This is a genomic window from Micromonospora sp. NBRC 107095 (assembly GCF_030269705.1).
Taxonomy (GTDB): Bacteria; Actinomycetota; Actinomycetes; order Mycobacteriales; family Micromonosporaceae; genus Micromonospora; species Micromonospora parva.
Genome location: NZ_BSTU01000001.1, coordinates 1,846,984 through 1,867,263 on the forward strand (window position 1 = coordinate 1,846,984; position 20,280 = coordinate 1,867,263).

Annotated in this window: 20 protein-coding genes and 1 pseudogene; 10 read left to right on the top strand and 11 right to left on the bottom strand. The window is 72.3% G+C overall.

The features are described 5' to 3' along the window. Positions 1 to 36: 36 nt before the first annotated feature. Positions 37 to 1,218 carry an acetoin utilization protein AcuC gene (locus QSK15_RS08680; RefSeq protein WP_285793675.1) on the top strand — a complete coding sequence of 394 codons (1,182 nt, stop codon included), beginning with the start codon at positions 37 to 39 and terminating at the stop codon, positions 1,216 to 1,218. After that, positions 1,215 to 3,799 (top strand): annotated as a pseudogene (locus tag QSK15_RS08685) (bifunctional acetate--CoA ligase family protein/GNAT family N-acetyltransferase). The gene QSK15_RS08680 and the pseudogene QSK15_RS08685 overlap by 4 nt, the downstream one beginning before the upstream one ends. A 10-nt stretch (positions 3,800 to 3,809) precedes the next feature. Here QSK15_RS08685 and QSK15_RS08690 read toward each other — a convergent pair. Together QSK15_RS08690 and sigB are read right to left on the bottom strand one after the other, a co-directional pair. Continuing rightward, entirely contained in the window at positions 3,810 to 4,217 is a 408-nt protein-coding gene (locus QSK15_RS08690) for a VOC family protein (RefSeq protein ID WP_285793677.1), read from the bottom strand. A gap of 108 nt (positions 4,218 to 4,325) precedes the next feature. Beyond that, the gene (gene sigB, locus QSK15_RS08695; protein WP_285793678.1) at positions 4,326 to 5,342 is read right to left on the bottom strand and encodes an RNA polymerase sigma factor SigB; all 1,017 of its coding nucleotides are present in this window, start codon (positions 5,340 to 5,342) and stop codon (positions 4,326 to 4,328) included. Positions 5,343 to 5,571: 229 nt separating this feature from the next. On the opposite strand from sigB, the gene QSK15_RS08700 reads away from it, so the two are divergent. Next, entirely contained in the window at positions 5,572 to 6,360 is a 789-nt protein-coding gene (locus QSK15_RS08700) for a sporulation protein (RefSeq protein WP_285793679.1), read from the top strand. Between the two features lie 112 nt (positions 6,361 to 6,472). On the opposite strand, the gene dtd is transcribed toward QSK15_RS08700, so the two are convergent. Continuing rightward, positions 6,473 to 6,895 carry a D-aminoacyl-tRNA deacylase gene (gene dtd, locus QSK15_RS08705; protein WP_285793680.1) on the bottom strand — a complete coding sequence of 141 codons (423 nt, stop codon included), beginning with the start codon at positions 6,893 to 6,895 and terminating at the stop codon, positions 6,473 to 6,475. A 58-nt stretch (positions 6,896 to 6,953) separates the two neighbouring features. Continuing rightward, the gene (locus tag QSK15_RS08710) at positions 6,954 to 8,438 is read right to left on the bottom strand and encodes a DUF7782 domain-containing protein (RefSeq protein ID WP_285793681.1); all 1,485 of its coding nucleotides are present in this window, start codon (positions 8,436 to 8,438) and stop codon (positions 6,954 to 6,956) included. Positions 8,439 to 8,533: 95 nt separating this feature from the next. Here QSK15_RS08710 and QSK15_RS08715 point away from each other — a divergent pair, with 95 nt between their 5' ends. Next, positions 8,534 to 9,124: an HhH-GPD-type base excision DNA repair protein gene (locus QSK15_RS08715; protein ID WP_285794361.1), complete on the top strand. Its 591-nt coding sequence runs from the start codon at positions 8,534 to 8,536 to the stop codon at positions 9,122 to 9,124. Positions 9,125 to 9,140: 16 nt separating this feature from the next. Here the strand turns inward: QSK15_RS08715 and QSK15_RS08720 are convergent, their stop codons facing one another. Both QSK15_RS08720 and QSK15_RS08725 read right to left on the bottom strand, forming a co-directional pair. Next, positions 9,141 to 9,452 carry a YlcI/YnfO family protein gene (locus QSK15_RS08720; RefSeq protein ID WP_030337420.1) on the bottom strand — a complete coding sequence of 104 codons (312 nt, stop codon included), beginning with the start codon at positions 9,450 to 9,452 and terminating at the stop codon, positions 9,141 to 9,143. A 14-nt stretch (positions 9,453 to 9,466) separates the two neighbouring features. After that, entirely contained in the window at positions 9,467 to 9,754 is a 288-nt protein-coding gene (locus tag QSK15_RS08725; protein ID WP_124771959.1) for a hypothetical protein, read from the bottom strand. A gap of 102 nt (positions 9,755 to 9,856) precedes the next feature. Here QSK15_RS08725 and QSK15_RS08730 point away from each other — a divergent pair, with 102 nt between their 5' ends. Next, positions 9,857 to 10,216: a DUF3099 domain-containing protein gene (locus QSK15_RS08730; protein ID WP_285793682.1), complete on the top strand. Its 360-nt coding sequence runs from the start codon at positions 9,857 to 9,859 to the stop codon at positions 10,214 to 10,216. Between the two features lie 38 nt (positions 10,217 to 10,254). Here QSK15_RS08730 and QSK15_RS08735 read toward each other — a convergent pair whose 3' ends face one another. Continuing rightward, entirely contained in the window at positions 10,255 to 11,154 is a 900-nt protein-coding gene (locus QSK15_RS08735; protein WP_285793683.1) for a carbohydrate kinase family protein, read from the bottom strand. Further along, entirely contained in the window at positions 11,151 to 12,086 is a 936-nt protein-coding gene (locus QSK15_RS08740) for a pseudouridine-5'-phosphate glycosidase (RefSeq protein WP_030337427.1), read from the bottom strand. Before QSK15_RS08740 ends, QSK15_RS08735 begins: the two co-directional genes overlap by 4 nt. A gap of 88 nt (positions 12,087 to 12,174) precedes the next feature. On the opposite strand from QSK15_RS08740, the gene QSK15_RS08745 reads away from it, so the two are divergent. From QSK15_RS08745 to QSK15_RS08755, 3 genes are all read left to right on the top strand, one after another. Beyond that, positions 12,175 to 12,393: a DUF3039 domain-containing protein gene (locus QSK15_RS08745; RefSeq protein ID WP_007456912.1), complete on the top strand. Its 219-nt coding sequence runs from the start codon at positions 12,175 to 12,177 to the stop codon at positions 12,391 to 12,393. A gap of 40 nt (positions 12,394 to 12,433) precedes the next feature. Continuing rightward, positions 12,434 to 13,096, top strand: a complete 663-nt coding sequence (locus QSK15_RS08750) for a trimeric intracellular cation channel family protein (protein WP_285793684.1) — start codon at positions 12,434 to 12,436, stop codon at positions 13,094 to 13,096. A gap of 168 nt (positions 13,097 to 13,264) precedes the next feature. After that, positions 13,265 to 14,998 carry a DEAD/DEAH box helicase gene (locus QSK15_RS08755; RefSeq protein ID WP_279519397.1) on the top strand — a complete coding sequence of 578 codons (1,734 nt, stop codon included), beginning with the start codon at positions 13,265 to 13,267 and terminating at the stop codon, positions 14,996 to 14,998. A gap of 299 nt (positions 14,999 to 15,297) precedes the next feature. Here QSK15_RS08755 and QSK15_RS08760 read toward each other — a convergent pair whose 3' ends face one another. Together QSK15_RS08760 and QSK15_RS08765 are read right to left on the bottom strand one after the other, a co-directional pair. After that, a complete protein-coding gene (locus QSK15_RS08760) occupies positions 15,298 to 15,531 on the bottom strand; it encodes a DUF7455 domain-containing protein (RefSeq protein ID WP_030337431.1) in 234 nt (77 codons plus the stop codon). Positions 15,532 to 15,776: 245 nt separating this feature from the next. Continuing rightward, on the bottom strand, positions 15,777 to 17,387 hold the full coding sequence (locus tag QSK15_RS08765; RefSeq protein ID WP_285793685.1) for an RNA polymerase sigma factor: 1,611 nt from the start codon (positions 17,385 to 17,387) through the stop codon (positions 15,777 to 15,779). 661 nt (positions 17,388 to 18,048) lie between these two features. On the opposite strand from QSK15_RS08765, the gene QSK15_RS08770 reads away from it, so the two are divergent. Next, a complete protein-coding gene (locus QSK15_RS08770) occupies positions 18,049 to 18,867 on the top strand; it encodes an inositol monophosphatase family protein (RefSeq protein ID WP_285793686.1) in 819 nt (272 codons plus the stop codon). 19 nt (positions 18,868 to 18,886) lie between these two features. On the opposite strand, the gene QSK15_RS08775 is transcribed toward QSK15_RS08770, so the two are convergent. Continuing rightward, positions 18,887 to 19,399 carry a LytR C-terminal domain-containing protein gene (locus tag QSK15_RS08775; RefSeq protein ID WP_285794362.1) on the bottom strand — a complete coding sequence of 171 codons (513 nt, stop codon included), beginning with the start codon at positions 19,397 to 19,399 and terminating at the stop codon, positions 18,887 to 18,889. Positions 19,400 to 19,832: 433 nt separating this feature from the next. Between QSK15_RS08775 and QSK15_RS08780 the strand changes: the two genes are divergently transcribed. Then, on the top strand, positions 19,833 to 20,129 hold the full coding sequence (locus QSK15_RS08780; protein WP_007075406.1) for a DUF4193 domain-containing protein: 297 nt from the start codon (positions 19,833 to 19,835) through the stop codon (positions 20,127 to 20,129). The last annotated feature ends 151 nt before the right edge of the window (positions 20,130 to 20,280 follow it).

Consider the following 20,280-nt stretch of genomic DNA (forward strand, 5'->3'; position numbering starts at 1 on the left):
GTGGGCCGGCGCCCGTCCTCGTGCGACGATGGGCTCATGTCCGACGACACGGTGGTGGTGTGGGACGAGTCGCTGCTCGCCTACGACATGGGTGACCATCCGCTCGACCCGGTCCGGGTGGAGCTGACCTTCGCGCTCGCCCGCGAGCTGGGCATCCTGACTCGGCCCGGGGTGCGGGTGGTCAAGCCGGAGCCCGCCGACGACGCCCTGCTCACCCGGGTGCACGACCCGGCCTACCTCGCCGCGGTACGCAACGCGCCGCGTGACCCGCTCTTCGCCGGTTACGGGCTGGGCACCTCCGACAACCCGGTCTTCGAGGGCATGCACGAGTCCAGCGCGCTCATCGCCGGCGCGACGGTGGCCGCCGCCGAGGCGGTCTGGCGCGGCGACGCCCGCCGGGCGGTGAACGTGGCCGGGGGGCTGCACCACGCGATGCGCGCCCGCGCCGCCGGCTTCTGCGTCTACAACGACCCGGCGGTGGCCATCGCCCGGCTGCTCGACCTGGGCGCCGAGCGGGTCGCGTACGTGGACGTCGACGTGCACCACGGCGACGGCGTGCAGCAGATCTTCTGGGACGACCCCAGGGTTCTCACGGTCAGCGTGCACGAGACCCCGTTGGCGCTGTTCCCGGGCACGGGTTTCCCGGACGAGACCGGTGGGCCGGGCGCGCAGGGCACCGCCGTCAACATGCCGGTGCCGCCGGGTGTCGACGACAGCGGGTGGCAGCGGGCGTTCCACGCGATCGTGCCGTCGGTGCTGCGCGCGTTCCGCCCGCAGGTGCTGGTCAGTCAGTGCGGCGCCGACGGGCACCGACTGGATCCGCTCGCCGACCTGAACCTGACGGTCGACGGGCAACGGGCCACCTACCTGGCGATGCGGGCACTCGCCGACGAGTTGTGTGACGGCCGGTGGGTGGCCACCGGCGGTGGCGGGTACGCCCTCGTCGAGGTGGTGCCCCGGGCCTGGACCCACCTGTTGGCGGTGGCCACCGGTGATCCGATCGACCCGGCCACGCTCACCCCACCCGCGTGGCGGGACCTGGTCGCCTCCCGGCGGCTGGGCCGGGAGGTACCGCTGCGGATGACCGACGACGCCGATCCGTCGTACGAGCCGTGGCAGCCGACCGGCGAGCCGAACGCGGTGGACCGGGCGATCGCGGCCACCCGCAAGACGGTCTTCCCGTTGCTCGGGCTCGACCCGCACGATCCGCGGGACTGAGCCGGGCCGGGGGAGGGCTGTTCCGGTGACGACCGTGGGCCATCCGGTCGACGTGCTGCTCAGCGACGGCAGCACCGTCCAGTTGCGACCGATCGAGCCAGCTGACGCGCCAGGCATCGTGGCGATGCACAGCCGGTTCTCCGAGCGCACCCGCTACCTGCGATACTTCTCGCCGTACCCGCGCATCCCGGAACGGGATCTGATCCGCTTCGTCACCGTCGACCACCACGACCGGGAGGCGTTCGTGGTGCTGGCCGCCGACCAGATCGTCGCGGTGGGCCGGTACGAGCGGCTCGGCCCGCAGGCCCCCGAGGCGGAGGTGGCCTTCGTGGTGGAGGACGCCTACCAGGGTCGCGGCATCGGCTCGGTGCTGATGGAACACCTGGCCGACGCGGCCCGCCGCAACGACATCATGAGCTTCGTCGCGGAGGTGCTGCCGGCCAACGGGACGATGCTGCGGGTCTTCGCCGACTTCGGCTACCAGGTCCAGCGCGAGTACGCCGACGGCGTGGTCCACCTGAGCTTCCCCATCGCGCCCACCGAGGCCAGTCTGGAGGTGCAGCGCGGCCGGGAACACCGGACCGAGGCCCGCTCGATCGCCCGGCTGCTCGCCCCGCGCGGGATCGTCGTCTACGGGGCCAGCGCCACCGGCCAGGGCGTCGGCGCGGCGGTGCTCGGGCACCTGCGCGACGGCGGGTTCACCGGTGCGGTGGTGCCGGTGCATCCGAGCGCGTCGACGGTGGCGGGCCTTCCCGCGTACCCCTCGGCGGTTGACGCGGGCGTCCCGGTGGACCTGGCGGTGGTGGCGGTCCCGCCGGAGGCGGCGACCGCGGTGGTCGCCGACGCCGCCGCCGCCGGGGTGCACGGCCTGGTGGTCATCTCGGCCGGCTTCGCCGAGGCCGGCCCGGAGGGCGCGGCCACGCAGCGGGCCCTGGTCCGCGCGGCGCACGCCGCCGGCATGCGGGTCGTCGGCCCGAACTGTCTGGGCGTGGCCAACACCGACCCGACGGTACGCCTCAACGCCACTCTCGCCCCGGCGTTGCCGCCGGCCGGTCGGGTCGGCATCTTCAGTCAGTCCGGTGCGTTCGGGGTGGCGTTGCTCGCCGAGGCGGACCGGCGGGGCCTCGGGCTGTCCAGCTTCGTCTCGGCCGGCAACCGGGCCGACGTCTCCGGCAACGACCTCCTGCAGTACTGGCAGGACGACCCCGGCACCGACGTGATCATGCTCTACCTGGAGACCTTCGGAAACCCCCGCAAGTTCGCCCGGCTGGCCCGGCGGATCGGCCGCGCCAAACCGGTCGTCGCGCTCGCCTCGCCGGCCCGCCCGCCCGGGGTCGGCGACGCCGCCGGTCCGGACGAGGTGGCGGTGGCAGCGCTCTTCGCCCAGTCCGGGGTGATCCGGGTGGACACTGTGCCGGAGCTGCTCGACGTGGGTGTGCTGCTCGCCAACCAGCCGTTGCCGGCCGGCGGCCGGGTCGGTGTGGTCGGCAACTCCTCCGCCCTCACCGGGCTGGCCGCGACCGCCTGTGTCGGGCAGGGCCTCACCGTCGCCGACGGCTACCCTCGCGACGTGGGGCCGAGCGCGGGTGCCGCCGAGTTCGCCGCCGCGCTCGCCGAGACGGCCGCCGACGACCGGGTGGACGCCCTGGTCGTGGTCTTCGCCCCGCCGCTTCCCGGCCAGCTCACCGCCGTGGACGCCGACGTGACCGCCGCGCTGCCGGACGCCCTCGCGCTGGGCAAGCCGACAGTGGCGACGTTCCTGGTCGGGCGGCTGCCGCCGGGGGTGCCGGCGTACGGGGGCGTGGAGGAGGCGGTCCGCGCGCTCGCCCGCGCGCACCGGTACGCCGAGTGGCTTCGTCGTCCGCCCGGGGTGGCACCGGAGCTGCCCGGCCTCGACCGCGCCGCCGCGCAGGCCGCGCTGCGGGCCGACGCCACCGACCCGGACGCGCTGCTGGCTGCGTACGGCATCGACGTGGTGGCCTCGGTGCCCGTCGACTCGGTCGACGCGGCGGTCGACGCGGCGGCGCGGCTGGGCTTCCCGGTGGCGCTCAAGGCGGCCGCCCCCGGGCTGCGGCACCGGCTGGACCTCGGCGCGGTCCGGCTCGACCTGCCCGACGAGCCGAACCTCCGTCGCGCGTACGCCGACCTGGCGGCGACCTTCGGCGCGGACGCGTTGGTGCAGCCGATGGTCGCGCCCGGGGTGGCCTGCGTGGTGGAGGTGGTGGAAGACCCCGCGTTCGGGCCGGTGGTCGGGTTCGGCCTCGGCGGGATCGCCACCGAACTGCTCGGCGATCGGGCCTGGCGGGCGGTGCCGCTGACCGACCGGGACGCGGCCGAGCTGGTCGACGAACCCCGGGCCGCGCCGCTGCTGCGCGGGCACCGGGGTGCCGCGCCGGTCGACCGGGAGGCACTGGTCGACCTGCTGCTCCGGGTGGGTCAGCTCGCCGACGAACAGCCCCGGGTGCGGTCGCTGACCCTCAATCCGGTGCTCGCCCGCCCGGACGGCCTCTCGGTCCTGCACGCCCAGTTGGGGGTGGGCGGCGTGGTCGCCCGCCCGGACACCGGCCCCCGCCGGCTGTGAGCGTGCCCGGTCAGGCGCGGCTGGAGATCTGCTGGACGCCCCAGGTGTTGCCGTCCGGGTCGGCGAAGAAGACGAAGCCGACATTGTCCAGTGGGTCCGGGACCGGCCGGGGGTTCTGACCGACCACCTGGATGTCGCTGACCTCCACGCCGCGCCCGAGCAGTTCCTGGTGGGCCCGCCGCAGGTCGGGCACCACCAGTTGCAGGCCCTTGAGTGAGCCGGGCGGCATCTCCGGGACGACACCCTTACCGATCACGATCGAGCAGCCGGAGCCGGGCGGGGTCAGCTGGACGATGCGCGCCTCGTCGCTGATCACCGTGTCGTGGTCCACGGTGAAGCCGAGCTGGTCGGCGTAGAACTTCTTCGCCCGGTCCACATCGGAGACCGGCACGATCACCACTTCCAACGTCCAGTTCATCGTTGCTCTCCTCGTCTCGTCGGCCGCGGATCGGTGTCCCAGTCAAACACCCCGACAGCACGCAAGGCCCCGGCGAACCGCCGGGGCCTTGCGTGGGAACCGGGTGCGTCAGCAGGCGTACGCCTCCAGGCGCTGGGCCCGCTCCGGGGCGCGCAGCTTCAGCAGCGTGACCTTCTCGATCTGACGGATCCGCTCCCGGGACAGGCCGAACTCGCGGCCCACCTCGTCCAGGGTGCGCTGGCGACCGTCGTCCAGGCCGAACCGGAGGCGGATGACCGCCTGCTCCCGCTGGGACAGGGTGGAGAGCACGATGCTGACCTCGTTGCGCAGCTCACCCTGGGCGGCGGCGTCGCCCGGCTCGGTGCGCGGGTCCACCGAGGCCACGAAGTCGCCGAGGGCGCTCTCACCGTCGTCGCCGACGGCCTGGTCCAGGCTGACCGGCTCCCGGTCGTAGGAGATCAGCTCGATGACCTGGATCTCGGGGATCTCCAGCGCCCGGGCGACCTCGGCGACCGTCGGTTCGCGGCCCAGCGTCACCGCCAGTTCGCGGCGGGCCCGGACCATCCGGTTGACCTGCTCGACCATGTGCACCGGGATGCGGATGGTGCGGGCCTGGTCGGCCATGGCACGGGTGATGGCCTGTCGGATCCACCAGGTGGCGTACGTGGAGAACTTGTAGCCCTTGGCGTAGTCGAACTTCTCCACCGCCCGGATCAGGCCGAGGTTGCCCTCCTGGATCAGGTCGAGAAACGCCATGCCCCGGCCGGTGTAGCGCTTGGCGATGCTGACCACCAGCCGCAGGTTCGCCTCCAACAGGTGGTCCTTGGCCGCCCGACCCTCCGCGACGATCAACTCCAGGTCGGCTCGCAGCTCCGCGGAGACGGGGGTGCAGGTGGCGAGCTTCTCGTCGGCGAACAGGCCGGCCTCGATGCGTCGGGCCAGGTCGACCTCCTGCGCGGCGGTCAGCAGCTTGGTCCGGCCGATCCCGTTGAGGTAGGCCCGGACCAGGTCGGTGGAGATGCCGCGCTCGTCGGTGGCGTCCAGATCGGCAAGGGTCTCGGAGGCCCCGTCAGTGTCGATCGTGGTGCTCGGGCGCGTCCGGTGTTCCGTCATCTGCAGGACCATCTCTGTCTCCCCGTTTCCACATCTGTGCCGTGTTCCCGGCCCAGTGGTGCCGGTGTGACAACAGCTTGGCGGGCGGGGCGTAAAACGGGAGTGAGGCGATCGGGCACCCGACAGGAATTGGGTCGGATCGGCGGTGCGGTGTGTCGTCCCGCTGTGTGGTTGCCCGGCCCGGCTACGTTGCGGACGGCCGGCCACCTCTGGTCGGCCGGGAACGACAGAGGAGGACGGTGTGGTCTTCAAGCGGCTCATGAAGGCGATGGGCGTCGGCGGTCCGTCGGTGGAGACGGTGCTGGCCAACCCGAACTGCCGCCCCGGCGGCCAGCTGGAGGGCCGCATCCAGGTGTTGGGCGGTGACCATCAGGTCGACATCGACCACGTCACCCTCGGCCTGGTCACCCGGGTCGAGGTCGAGAGTGGCGACAACGACTACGACACGACTCAGGAGTTCCACCGCCAGCAGGTCACCGGCGCGTTCCGGCTGGAGTCGGGGCAGCGCTACGACATCCCGTTCCGCTTCGACGTGCCGTGGGAGACACCGGTCACCGAGCTGTACGGGCAGCACCTGCACGGGATGACGATGGGCCTGCGTACGGAGCTGGAGGTCGCTCGCGCGGTCGACAAGGGTGACCTGGACGCCGTGGCGGTGCACCCGCTGCCGGCGCAGGAGCGGCTGCTGGACGCGCTGCTGCGACTGGGCTTCCGGTTCGCCCGCGCCGATGTGGAGCGTGGTCACATCTACGGCGTACGCCAGACGTTGCCGTTCTACCAGGAGATCGAGTTCAATCCGGCGCCGCAGTACGCCCGCTCGATCAACCAGTTGGAGGTCACCTTCATCGCCGACGCGCAGCAGATGCAGGTGGTGCTGGAGGTCGACAAGCGCGGCGGTGTCTTCACCGAGGGCCGGGACGCGTTCGGCCGGTTCACCGTCGACCACGCCACCGCCGACCGCACCGACTGGACCGCCGAGCTCGACAACTGGCTCCGCCAGTCCCTGACCCGCCGAGGCCTCTTCTCCTAACCCCCACCCACCCACCCCCACCCCGCCGATCATGAGGTTGGCCGGCGATTCGATCTTCAAAAGGCCCGTCAACCTCATGATCAACCGGGTGGGGTGGGTGGGGTGGGGTGGGTTAGAGGTCTAGGAGGAGGGTTTGGGGGCCTATGTTGACGCTTTCGACCAGCATGTGGCTGCGGAAGCGTCCGGTCTCCACCTTGGCGCCGCGTTGGCGCAACGCCTCCACGACCGCCGTGACCAGCGGCTCGGCCACCTCGGCGGGGGCGGCGGCGGTCCAGCTCGGGCGGCGTCCCTTGCGCGCGTCGCCGTAGAGGGTGAACTGGCTGACCACCAGGATCGGCGCGCCGGTGTCTGCGGCGGAGCGCTCACCGTCCAGGATGCGCACCTCGTGTACCTTGCGGGCCATCGTCTGGGCGGTCTGCTCGCTGTCGGTGTGGGTCACCCCGAGCAGGACCAGCAGACCGTTCTCGATCGCGCCGACCACCTCACCGTCCACCGTCACGCTGGCCTGCCCGACGGTCTGCACCACGGCACGCATCAGGCGCTCACCGCCGGGCCCGCCCCAACACCCGCCGCGGTCGAATCCGTCGCCCGCATCAGGCGCTCACCGGCTCGATGAAGCCCCGCTCCACCAGGTGCGCCACGATCGGGCCGGCGGCCTCGGCCATCTCGTCGGGCTCCACGTCGTGTGCGGCGGCGAGCAGGGCGAGCTGGTCACGCAGCGGCAGCCGGCCGTCCGCGCCACCCACCAGCGCCAGCACCAGCGGGTCGATCTCCTCGGTCCAGCGCAGGCCGTGCGGCATCGCCAGGACCTGCCGGTCCACCCCCCAACCCTCGTCGCCCATGGTGGCCTCCTGTCGCAGCTGGAGGCCCTCGGCGGCCCGGTAGCGCTCGGCGAGCAACGCCTCGGTGTCGCGTACCCGGAGGAAGTCCTGGCGGTCGAACCAGGCGGCGATCTGGTCGCCCAGCGGTGGCTGCACCCGCTGGCGCAGGTCCTCCACCCGGACCACCGGGTCGGCGTGTCCGCCCCGGCGCAGGGACACGATGCCGAAGCCGATGCCCTCCACCTTGTGCGTGTCGAACCAGTCCAGCCAGGCGGCCATCCGCTGCGGGTCGGCGGTCTCGCCGGCGTCGGTGAGCCACAGGTCGACGTACGCCATCGGGTCGGCCACCTCGCGCTGGATCACCCAGGCGTCCAGGCCGGTCCCGGCGAACCAGCCGGCCACCCGCTCGTCCCACTCCTCGCCGGCGACGTGTACCCAGTTCGCCAGGTACTGCATGGTGCCGCCCTCGGTGAGCAGGCCCGGGGCGGCGGCGGCCAGCTCGGCGCCGATCGCGTCACCGACCCGCCCGGAGTCGCGGTAGACGTGCGTGGTCGTGCCCGGGCCGACCACGAACGGTGGGTTGCTCACCACCAGGTCGAACCGTCGGCCGGCCACCGGGGCGACCAGGTCGCCGCGGAGCAGCTCCCAGTCCTGACCGTTGAGGGCGGCGGTGGTCGCGGCGAAGCGTAGCGCCCGCTCGGAGAGATCGGTGGCGGTCACCGAGCTGGCGTGGGTGGCCAGGTGCAGGGCCTGGACGCCGGAGCCGGTGCCCAGGTCCAGTGCGGTGTCGACCGGCCGGCGCATGGTCGCGCCGATCAGGGTGTGGGTGGCCCCGCCGATGCCGAGGACGTGCTCGGCGTGCAGCGGGCGACCCGGGCGGGCGCTGGCCGGGACGTCGGCGAGCACCCACCAGTCCTCCCCGTACGGCTCCAGGTCGACACCGGCGCGCAGGCCGGCGCCGTACCGCTCGACCAGCCCGCCGGCGAGGGCCTCAGCCACGCTCAGCGGTGCCAGCGCGGCGGCCACCGCCGCCTCCGGCTCGGTCTGGTCGCAGATGAACACCCGGATGAGGGTGTCCAGCGGGTCGCCGTCCTCGGTGGCGCGCAGCGCAGCCCGGTAGTCGTTGCGGGCGACCGCGGCGGTCGCCTGCGCGCCGAGCCGCTCGGCGATGCCGTGGCTGGTGAAACCGGTCCGGGTCAGCGCGCTGCGCAGCGCGTCGACGCCGGCGGGGGAGAGCAGCATGTCGTGTTCGTCCACCCCGACATCCTGCCTCCCGGTGTCTCCCGGGTCAGCGTCACCCGCCGGTAGATGTCGGAGCGTCGGTGTCCACCCGGATCGGCGCGCCGGGCAGGATGGTCCGCATGACGCTCGTACTGCCCATCGACCCGGAGGCCAACCGGCTGCTGGAGCGCAGCCCGCTGGCCCTGCTGGTCGGCATGGTCCTTGATCAACAAGTCTCGATGGAGAAGGCGTTCTCCTCGCCGTACGTGCTGGCGCAGCGGCTCGGTCACGACCTGGACGCGACGGAGCTGGCCGGGTACGACCCGGAGGCGCTGGTCGCGATCTTCGCCCAGCCGCCCGCGCTGCACCGGTTCCCGAAGGCCATGGCGGCTCGGGTGCAGGAGGTCTGCCAGGTGCTGGTGGAGCGCTACGACGGTGACGCGGCGCTGCTCTGGGCCGAGGTCGCGGACGGGCCGGAGCTGCTGCGCCGGGTCGCCGCGCTGCCCGGCTTCGGCAAGCAGAAGGCGCAGATCTTCGTGGCCCTGCTGGGCAAGCGTTTCGGGGTGACCCCGCAGGACTGGCGGAAGGCGGCCGGGGACTACGGCGACCCCGGCGCGTACCGGTCGGTGGCCGACGTCACCGACGCCGACTCGCTGCGCCGGGTGCGGGAGTTCAAGCAGCAGATGAAGGCGGCGGCCAAGGCGAAGGCCACCGGCGGCTGACCCGAGCGGCTGCCGCTCAGGCGGCGGTGGGGTGCGCCAGCGAGGCCAGCGCGCGACGGACGTCGGCCAGCGAGACGGTCGCCGAGTCGTCCAGGTCGGCCAGGCCGGCCTCGATCCACTGGCGCATCAGCGTGGTGACCCCGATGCCCCGGGCGTCGGCGGCGGCGCGGACCCGCTCGTAGGTGTCCAGCGGCAGCCGCACCGAGCGGCTCACCATCGGCACGTCGGTGTCGGGGGTGGGCAGGTCCACCGCCGGGCTCTCGTCGATCAGGTCGGCGATCCGGTCGTCGCCGCCGTGGAACTGCTTGGTCGCGTCGTTACGGTGCATCGTCACGGCCCCCCTCATCGGCGGTCTCTCCGTACGGCCTCGTCGTAGCGCTTGGACTCGACGTCGCTCAGCTCGCGGGCGGAGAGGATGTCCCAGTCGTTGTCGGTGCCATCGGCTTCGGCGAGCAGCACGGCCAGTCGGCGGCCCCGGCGGGCGGCGGCGTAGACCACCATCACGTCGTCACCCAGATGGCGGATGACCCGTCGGGCGCTGTGCAGCGCCTCCCAGACTTCCCCGGGTGTGACGTCGTAGACCCTCAGGTTGGCCAACGCCTCGTCGGTGAAGCTGAACCTGCTGCCCACGCCGGGAGCGTACCACGCACGTAACACGCGTCGGGATCAGTTGAAGTTCGCTGATCACGGGCCTGCGGTGACAGGATGAGGCGTAACCCCTCGAGGAGGTCCATGGTGAAGCGTCAGGCGTACCAGCCGATTCTGATCACCGACGCCTCGCGCAGCCAGGACGATCAGCTCAACAGTCGCCAGCGCCGCTACGTCCTGATGATGGGCATCCGCGTGCTGTGCATCGTCGTCGGCGCGATCCTGGTCGGTGCGAACGCCCCACTGCTCTGGCTGTGGCTACCGCTGTGCGGCCTCGGCATGGTGCTCATCCCCTGGCTGGCCGTGTTGCTGGCCAACGACCGGCCGCCGAAGGAGCAGCACCGGCTGGCCAACCGGTTCCACCCCCGCCAACAGGACGACACCCCGCCGATGAGCCTCACCGCCGAGGAGCGCCCGCACAAGGTCATCGACGTCGAACCCTGACCCGCGAGCGGGCCAGGGTCCGTCCGGTCCGGGCCGCGCTACGCCGGTGGTCGCGCGCCGGCCGTGGACACGGCCAGCGCGCCCAGATCGGTGGCACGGCTCAACGCCGCGGCCGGGGTGGCGCCCGCGAGCCACGCGGTGAGCAGACCGGCCGCGAAGGCGTCGCCCGCGCCCGTGACGTCCACCACCGCGACCCGGCGGGCCGGAGCCACACAGACCGGCGTGGTGCGGTCGACCCAGACCGCGCCGGCCGCACCGCCCTTCACCACCACCCGCCGAGCCGTCGCCGACAGCACCCGCCCCTGCGCCGCCGGGTCCAGCCCGCCGGCCAGCACGGTGGCCTCGTCCGCGTTGACCAGGAGCAGGTCGATGTCGCGTACCCAACTCAGGAACGCCGCCGCACCGACCCGCCGCAGCGGCGCCGCGGAGGCCGCGTCGACGCTGATGGTGAGCCCGCGCTCGCGGGCGGCGGCCAACGCCCGCAGCCCGGCGCCGCGCGACTCGGCGTCCAGCAGGGTGTACGCGGACAGGTGCAGATGCCCGGCGTCGGGCGCCGCCGCGAGGGCCCGCTCGACGTGCGCGGCGCTCAGCCGCAGGTTCGCGCCCCGCTGGCTGACCATGGTGCGCTCGTCGTCGGCGGCCAACACGATGACCGTGCCGGTCGGGACACCCTCGACCCGCTCGATCGCGCAGTCGACGCCCGCCCGGTCGAGTTCGGCCACCCGGTCCCGCCCGGCGTCGTCGTCGCCCACCGCGCCGACGAGCGTGACGTCCACCCGCTGCGCGGCGACCCAGGCGGCGGTGTTGGCCGCCTGTCCGCCGCCGCCGAAACTGATCTCGGCCCCGGTGTCCGAACCGGCCGCGAGCGGCCCGGACAGCACGGCGACCACATCGGTGATCACGTCCCCGACGACGACCACCCGGGGCGGTCGGGTCATGCCGGGACGGCGGTGCTGCGGGCCGCCGAGGCGACCGCGATCCGCGCGGCCAGGTCGGCGTTGCGCAGGATGATCCGCACGTTCACCGCCAGGCTCGCGCCCTCGGTCGACGAGTGGAAGTGCGCGAGCAGGTACGGCGTGACCGCCTTGCCGGTGATCCCGTCGCGCTCCAACAGGGCCAGACCCTCGGTGAGCGTCCGGTCGTGCAGCTCCGGGTCGAGCTGCTCATCGACCGGCAGCGGGTTGGCGATGAGCAGCCCGCCGGTGTGCACGGCGTGCCCGTCGCGGGCGGCGAGCACGGCGGCGACCTGCTCCGGCGAGTCCACCGACCAGTCCAGGTCGAAGCCGGCGTCGGTGAGGTAGAAACCGGGGAACCGGCGGGTGCGGTAACCGACCACCGCCACCCCGAGGGTCTCCAGGCGCTCCAGCGTCGCGCCCACGTCGAGGATCGACTTGACCCCGGCGCAGACCACGGCGATCGGGGTCTGCGCCAGGGTGACCAGGTCCGCCGACTCGTCGAAGGTGTGCGCGGCCTCCCGGTGCACCCCACCCAGCCCGCCGGTGGCGAACACGCCGATGCCGGCGGCGGCGGCCACCGCGCTGGTCGCGGCCACCGTCGTCGCGCCGTCAGCGCCGGTCGCGGCGGCCACCGCGAGGTCGCGGACGGAGAGCTTGGTCACGCCGTCGACCGTGGCCAGCCGGGTCAGCTGCGCGTCGTCCAGGCCGACCACCAGCTCGCCGGCGATCATCCCGATCGTGGCTGGAACGGCCCCGGCGTCCCGAACGGTCCGCTCGATCTCCCGGGCCACCCGCAGATTCTCCGGTCGGGGCAGGCCGTGCGAGACGATGGTGCTCTCCAGGGCGACGACGGGCCGGCCGTCGCGCAGGGCTTCGGCGACGGGGGTGCCGTAGCTGATGCGAAAGTCAGTCACACGGGCACCGTACGGGGTGGTGCCTCGGCCGGCCTCAAGTGGACCCGGCCGTGATGACCTGCCAAACTTGACGGTCGGAGGTGCAGACGTGAGCACAGAGGTTCTCGAGCGTCCAGAGCTGAAGGACGCCGACACCGGTCCCGAGATGTTCCACTACGTCCGCAAGGAGAAGATCGCCGAGAGCGCCGTCATGGGCACTTTCGTCGTCGCTCTGTGCGGCGAGACCTTCCCGGTCACCAAGGCGGCCAAGCCGGGTTCCCCGGTCTGCCCGAAGTGCAAGGAGATCTACGACTCGTACCGCGAGTGAACCTCGGCCGGCGCTCCGGCCGGCGACGTAGCCTGCGGCGGTGACCACCTCCACCGCCCTGCTCATCGCCGACCTGACCGGGGTGGCGGTCTTCGCCGCGTCCGGGGCTTCGGCGGCGGTGGCCAAGCGACTGGACCTGTTCGGCATCGCGTTCGTCGGTTTCGTGGCCGCCCTCGGCGGGGGAATCCTGCGGGACCTGGTCATCGACGAGGTGCCGCCGCTGGCCTTCGCCGACTGGCGGTACGCGGCCACCGCCGCGATCACCGCGCTCGCCGTCTTCTGGCTGCACCCCCAGCTGACCCGACTGCGGACGACAGTGCTGGTGCTGGACGCGGCCGGTCTGGCGCTGTTCACCGTCACCGGCACGCTCAAGGCGCTCGACGCCCGGGTGCCGGCGGTCGGGGCCTGCCTGATCGGCATGCTCGCCGCGATCGGCGGCGGGCTCGGCCGGGACCTGCTCACCGCCGAGATCCCGGTCGTGCTGCGCCGGGAGATCTACGCGCTGGCCGCGCTGGCCGGCGCGATCCTGGTGGTGCTGTTGTACGCCACCGGGCAGACCGGACCCGCACCGCTCACCGCCGCCGCCGTCCTGGTCTTCGGGCTGCGCCTGATCGCGCTGCGTCGACGCTGGTCCGCGCCGGTGGCCCGGCTGCGCCCGCCGCGCTCCGACGGGGCGGATCCGCGTACCGACCGGGAGTGGTGAGCGGTCGACAGATGTGACCAGCGTGGCGTCGCCTGGGCCGCACCGCCCGCGCTGGTTATGCTGAGTCGGCCTTCGCGGCAGCTTCTGCGCGGAGGCGTTTTCATGGGCGGCGGATACTCGTGGCCCTCGCCCGGGGTCCGCCGTCGTGCGGTCGGAGAGGAGCTTCGCGTGGCAGCCCGGACGCCGGTGCTTGAGACGTTCCCGGCACTTCGCGCCTGGCAGCGCAAGGCCCTGGTGGAGTACCTGCGGCGGCGGAGCGAGGATTTCACAGCGGTCGCCACGCCGGGCGCCGGCAAGACCACCTTCGCCCTGCGGATCGCCGCGGAACTGCTCGGCGACGGCACCGTCGAGGCGGTCACCGTGGTCGCGCCGACCGAGCACCTGAAGAACCAGTGGTCCGAGGCCGCGGCGCGGGTGGGCATCCAACTCGACGCCGCCTTCCGCAACGCCGACCTGCACTCCGCTGCCGACTTCCACGGCGCGGTCGTCACCTACGCCCAGGTGGGCATGGCGCCGCAGGTGCACCGGCGGCGCACCATGACCCGGCGCACCCTGGTCATCCTCGACGAGATCCACCACGCCGGCGACTCCCGGTCCTGGGGCGACGGGGTGAAGGCCGCCTTCGAACCCGCCGTACGCCGGCTGATGCTCACCGGGACGCCGTTCCGCTCCGACGACAACCCGATCCCGTTCGTCAGCTACGAGCGGGGCGGGGACGGGCTGCTGCGTTCCCGCGCCGACTCGGTGTACGGCTACTCCGACGCGCTGCGCGACGGGGTGGTCCGGCCGGTGCTCTTCCTGGCGTACTCCGGGGAGACCCGCTGGCGGACGAACGCGGGGGAGGAGTTGGCGGCGCGCCTGGGTGAGCCGATGACCCAGGACCTGGTGGCGCAGGCGTGGCGTACCGCCCTGGACCCGGCCGGTGACTGGATGCCGCAGGTACTGCGGGCCGCCGACGCCCGACTCACCGTGCTGCGAAACGCCGGCATGGCCGACGCCGGTGGTCTGATCATCGCCACCGACCAGCAGACCGCACGCTCGTACGCCAAGCTGATCGAGCAGGTGACCGGCGAGAAGGCCGCCGTGGTGCTCTCCGACGACCAGGGCGCGTCCGCCCGGATCGCGACGTTCGCGGCGTCCGAGCAGCGCTGGTTGGTCGCGGTGCGGATGGTGTCCGAGGGGGTCGACATCCCGCGACTGGCGGTCGGGGTCTACGCCACCAGCGCCAGTACGCCGCTCTACTTCGCCCAGGCGATCGGCCGGTTCGTGCGGGCCCGCCGGCCGGGGGAGACCGCGTCGGTGTTCCTGCCCAGCGTGCCGCACCTGCTCGGGTTGGCCAGCGAGATGGAGACCGAGCGCGACCACGTCCTCGGTAAACCCAAGGAAGCCGACGGTTTCGACGACGACCTGCTGGAACGTGCGCAGCGCGACGACCAGGCCAGCGGGGAGTTGGAGAAGCGGTTCGCGGCGCTCTCGGCCACCGCCGAGCTGGACCAGGTGATCTTCGACGGCGCGTCCTTCGGTACCGCGGCCCAGGCCGGCACCCCTGAGGAGGAGGAGTACCTCGGCCTGCCCGGCCTGCTCACCGCCGACCAGGTGTCGCTGCTGCTGACCAAGCGGCAGGCCGCACAGCTGGCCGCCCAGCGCCGTCGTACGGCCGACAGGGCCGCTGAGCCGGCCGCTGCGCCCACCGCGGCGCCACCGGCACCCATGAGCGCCGCCCAGCGTCGGGTGGCGCTCCGGCGGCAACTGAACGCCCTCGTGGCCGCCCGACACCACCGCACCGGCCAGCCGCACGGCAAGATCCACGCTGAGCTGCGCCGGCTCTGCGGCGGCCCGCCGAGCGCCCAGGCCACCATCGAGCAGCTCGAGGAACGCATCGCCACCGTGCAGACCCTCTAGCGCGCGCCGGCCGCCGGGCTGGCGGCGGGCCGGGCCGGGCTGGGCTGGGCTGGCGGCGGGCCGGGCCGGGCTGGCTGCGGGCCGGGCTGGCTGCTTGATCAACTCGGTTTCCTGGAAAACGCGGTGTCCGCGCGAGGCGGACAGCCCGACTTCCGTTGAAACCGAGTGGATCACCGCCCCTGGCCGCCGCTGAGGATCGCCTGCCCGAGGCGGCGCGGATGTCCGACGGACGTTTGGACCAAAAAGCCGGCCGGAGACACCCTCTGGGTGCCTCCGGCCGGCTATGTCGGTTTGCGGATTTAGTTCGCCATCAGATCGGCGCCACGCCAGCTGAAATCGGGCTCCGTTGCGAACCGCTCGGTGATCTTCACGAGATCCTCCGCGTACTTGTTCGCGTGGTGCCCGCAGAACACCAGCTCGCTCCCACCCGCCAGAGTGATCCGGAGCTTCCCGGCAGCATTGCAGCGGTCGCACCGTTCATCGGCGGCTGGGGGCGCCACCGTCTCGGGCGGCGGCGTGAGGGTCGGGGTCATCGCCTTCCTCCTCTGGTCGTCACCGATGAACAATCTCTTCGGTCGTTGCTCACCTATCGTGCAACACCCTTACTAGGCACTGCCTTCCCTGTGTGCCCGCGGGGGACCGAGGTCACACCTGGAAGGGACAGTGTGCCGTGCACCCAGGGTGCCACGTCAACGATCACATTCGTGCATCCGGACGATCACCATCTGGTGTTGCACACCAGGTGGTCAAAACGACACGTTGGGTTGACGAAACCCGCTCAGTCCAGGTAATCCCTGAGAACCTGTGACCGGGACGGGTGACGCAGCTTCGACATCGTCTTGGACTCGATCTGCCGGATCCGCTCCCGGGTCACCCCGTAGACCTGGCCGATCTCGTCGAGCGTCCGAGGTTGACCGTCGGTCAGGCCGAAGCGCAGGCGTACCACACCCGCCTCACGCTCGGAGAGCGTCTGCAGCACCTGCTGGAGCTGGTCCTGCAGGAGCGAGAAGGAAACCGCGTCGACCGCAACCACGGCCTCGGAATCCTCGATGAAGTCGCCGAGCTGGCTGTCGCCCTCGTCGCCGATGGTCTGGTCCAGTGAGATGGGCTCCCGAGCGTACTGCTGGATCTCCAGCACCTTCTCGGGTGTGATGTCCATCTCCTTGGCCAGCTCCTCCGGAGTGGGCTCGCGGCCCAGATCCTGGAGCAGCTCACGCTGTATGCGGCCGAGCTTGTTGATGACCTCGACCATGTGCACCGGGATGCGGATGGTGCGGGCCTGGTCGGCCATGGCACGGGTGATGGCCTGCCGGATCCACCAGGTGGCGTACGTGGAGAACTTGTAGCCCTTGGTGTAGTCGAACTTCTCGACCGCCCGGATCAGGCCGAGGTTGCCCTCCTGGATCAGGTCGAGGAACGCCATGCCCCGGCCGGTGTAGCGCTTGGCCAGCGACACCACCAGTCGGAGGTTCGCCTCCAGGAGGTGGTTCTTGGCCCGCTCGCCGTCCCGGGAGATCCAGCCCAGGTCACGGACCATCTCCCGGACGAGCTTCTCCTCGCCCTCGTCGGCGGCCCGCAGCCGCTCCGCGGCGTAGAGCCCGGCCTCGATCCGCTTGGCCAGCTCCACCTCCTGCTCGGCGTTGAGCAGCGGAACCTTGCCGATCTGCTTCAGGTACGCCCGCACGGAGTCGGCGGAGGCGGTCAGCTCGGCGTCACGTCGCGCCTGCTTGAGGGCCTCGGACTCCTCGTCGTCCCACTCGAAGTCGTTGTCGGTCGCCGAGGCGGCGGCGTCGGTCTCGGCGGCCTGGGCCAGCTCGGCCGGCTCCTCGACCACCACATCCTCGATCGCGGCGGCCAGCTCCTCCGGGTCGATCTCGCCCTCGGCGCCCTCGCCCTTGGCCTTGCCGGCGGCCTTGGTCGGCTTGGCTCCGGCAGCCGCTGCCACCGTCGCCTTGGTGGCTCGGGTCGACCGGGTCGCCTTCGCCGGCGTCGCCGCGGCGGCCTCGGCGGCGGTGCCGGTCGCCTTGCGGGCGGCCACCTTGCGCGGGGCCTGCGTCGACGGGGCGTCGTCCGCGGCAGGCGCCTGCTTGGGGGCCGGCGCGGCTGCCTTCTTGGTGGTCTTGGCGGTGGTGGCCCGGGACGCCGGCGTGGTCGAGCGGGCCGCGGCGACGCGGCGACGGGTGCTCGCCGAGCCGTCCACCACGACGGTCACTCCCGCCTCGGAGAGCGCCCGCAGGATCTTCTTGGCCTGGGCCGGAGTCACCTCGGCGGACTCGACGGTGCGCGCGAGCTGGGCCGACGTGAGCTGGCCACCGGCGCTCTGCGCGTGGGCGATCAGGGTGTCGGTGAGCGAGCGAACGTCGGCGCCGGGCTGGCGGGGTTCTGTCACGAATGACCTTCCGGAGGCGAAGAGCGGGCACGGCGTGTTCGTCCAGCGCAGCGAGGGTTACCGTGCCGGGCGATGTGGTTGAGGGACCCCCGTGTCACGGTCCGGCCGGTGATCGGCGGTCCGTGCCGCGTGGGCAGGGGTGAATTGTAACGCCGTCTGCGGCGATCATCCTGCTCCGCACCGCGTACCGCCGGTGGGGACCGTCGGCGCGGCGGAGATGTGGGCTTCGCGGTAATGATAGCCGCGCGGCCGGCGAAGGGTGCCCGTCGTCGAGCCCGGCGGTGCGCAGATCGTGTCCGAACCGCCGCCTGAGCAGCGGGTACGAGGTCGGTGCGGTGGTGGCGAGGGTGCGTGCGGGGATCACCGGGGCCACCGGCGGTCCGACCGGTGGCGGCCCCACCAGGTCGCGGTTGGGCAACGGTTGTGCGCGAAGCACGGACGGGGCGGTAGGCACTTAAGCGACATTACCAACCTAAAGGGGCATATTTGCTGAGGTTGGCCGGTCAATCCGCGCCTGCGGGGGGCAGGTGACCTCGCAGGGCGACGCCCCGCACCAAACATCCCGGTCTGGTGCCGTCGTACGGCGTGGGGAACGATGATCTTCGGAAGCCGGGTCGCCCGTTCCATCCACCTGCACCCGGCGTGCGGAAAGAGGCGAATCATGACCAACTCGGCTACGCCGCCGTCGGAGCTGCTGGCCATCGCGCTGGAGGTCGCCCGGGACGCGGCGGACACCGCGTACCGGATGCGCGCCGAGGGGGTGGTCGTGGCCGCCACCAAGAGCACCGTCACCGACGTGGTCACCGCCGCCGACCGGGCGGTCGAGCGGCAGATCCTCGACGCGCTGGCCACGCTCCGCCCGGACGACTCGGTGCTCGGCGAGGAGTACGGCGAGGGAACCTCCGACGCGGGGCGCAGCGGGGTGCGCTGGATCGTCGACCCGATCGACGGCACGGTGAACTACCTGTACGGGCTGCCGCACTCGGCGGTCTCGCTGGCCGCCGAGGTGGACGGGGTGGTGGTCGCCGGCGTCGTGCGCAACGTGAGCACCGGCGAGGAGTGGACCGCCACGGCCGGCGGTGGAGCCTGGCGCGACGGCGTGCGGTTGCGCTGCTCGGCTGAGGTCGACCTGGGGCAGGCGCTGGTCGGCACCGGCTTCGGCTACGACGCCGCCCGCCGGGCGCACCAGGCGCAGGTGGTGGCCGGGCTGATCGCACACGTGCGCGACATCCGTCGGCTCGGCGCCGCCGCGCTGGACCTCTGCCTGGTCGCCGAGGGGCGCCTCGACGCGTACTTCGAGAAGGGTCTTGCGGCCTGGGACCTGGCGGCGGGCGGGCTGGTGGCCGCCGAGGCGGGGGTGAGGGTCGCCGGCCTGGCCGGTCGACCGCCCGGGCCGGACCTGGTGGTCGCGGCCCCGCCCGCGCTCTTCGCGCCGCTGCACGATCGGCTGGCCGCCCTGGACGCGTCCGGCGGTCCCTGACGCCGGCGCGGTTACGCCGTCACTTGGCGGGTGGGGACGGGCAGGAACCCTTGGGCGCCACCGGCGGGCCCGAGTCGCCAAGGGACTGGTTGACCTCGGTCGTGGTGGCGAGCTGCTGGAAGCGGTTGCCCAGCACCACGTCCACGGTGTCGTCGGTGCGCTTCGGGTCGTAGCCCGGCACGGCGTTGTTGAGGAAGTACGCCTGGAGCAGGTGCGCGGAACCGACGCCCTTCGGGCCGAACCGCAGCACCGCGACGCTGTCGACCTTCTTCTCGTTCCCGGTCTTCTTGACCTGGAACTGTCGGTTGCTGAACTCGTCGGCGACGGATTGGGCGAGGCCGGGCTGATCCGTGGCGTTGAATACGTTGATCTTGACGTCCTTGCGCTCGCGCAGGGTCAGATCCGCCAGCGGCCAACCCTCGGGGCAACCCGCCGCGGTGCCCGCGTTGCCCTGGCTGTCGCGGACCACGGCGACGACGACGAAGACCAGGGCGGTGACCGCCAACAGGCCGACGACGACGAGTGCTCGCACGCGCGCAAAACTCATCAGGGCACTCCCCGGACCTCAGGTGGGTGGTGACGGCCAGGAACGATCGCTCAGGCCGCCGGCCGTCGAATACGCCGCTGAGGTTAACGGTTGTCCGGCCGTCGCGTGGAAACAGCCCGACATGCCGGCGCGGCGACCGCGAACCGGGTACTACTACCCCTATCTTCGTGTCGCCTGAATCACATTGGGAACAACTTCGCGTGCGGGGGCGTACATCTCAGCCGCAAGGGCGGTATACATGCCTCGCCCAAGGGGGGGTAAGGTTCCGCGCTCGCAGGGGAGTCGCCCCAGCGAGCTCGACCCGTTCGGTCCTCGGGTCGGGTGCCCGACACAAGTGGTGGCCGGCCAGCGGAACCGAAACAGCGTCGTCCGGCGTTACAACCGGAAGCGACAACATCGATATGGGAGAGTGAAACCGATGGCCACCGACTACGACGCCCCGCGTCGCGACGAGGTCGACCTCGGCGAGGACAGCCTGGAAGAGCTCAAGGCACGGCGCGTCGACTCACAGTCGGGCGCGGTGGATGTCGACGAGGCCGAGGTGGCCGAGAGCTTCGAGCTGCCCGGTGCCGATCTGGCCGACGAGGAGCTCACGGTCAAGGTGCTTCCGATGCAGCAGGACGAGTTCAGGTGCGCCCGCTGCTTCCTGGTCCACCACCGTAGCCAGCTGGCGGTCGAGCGCAACGGCGAGCTGATCTGCCGCGAGTGCGTCTGACAACCACGACACGGCGGCGGCCTCCGGAACGGGGCCGCCGCTGCCGGTGTAGGCATGCGGCAGCGGTGGGTACCTGCTTGACTCGTAGCGGGTAGCCACAGCACCGGGAGGTCCGATGAGCGATCGAGGCGGCACCACCGATGGCGGCACG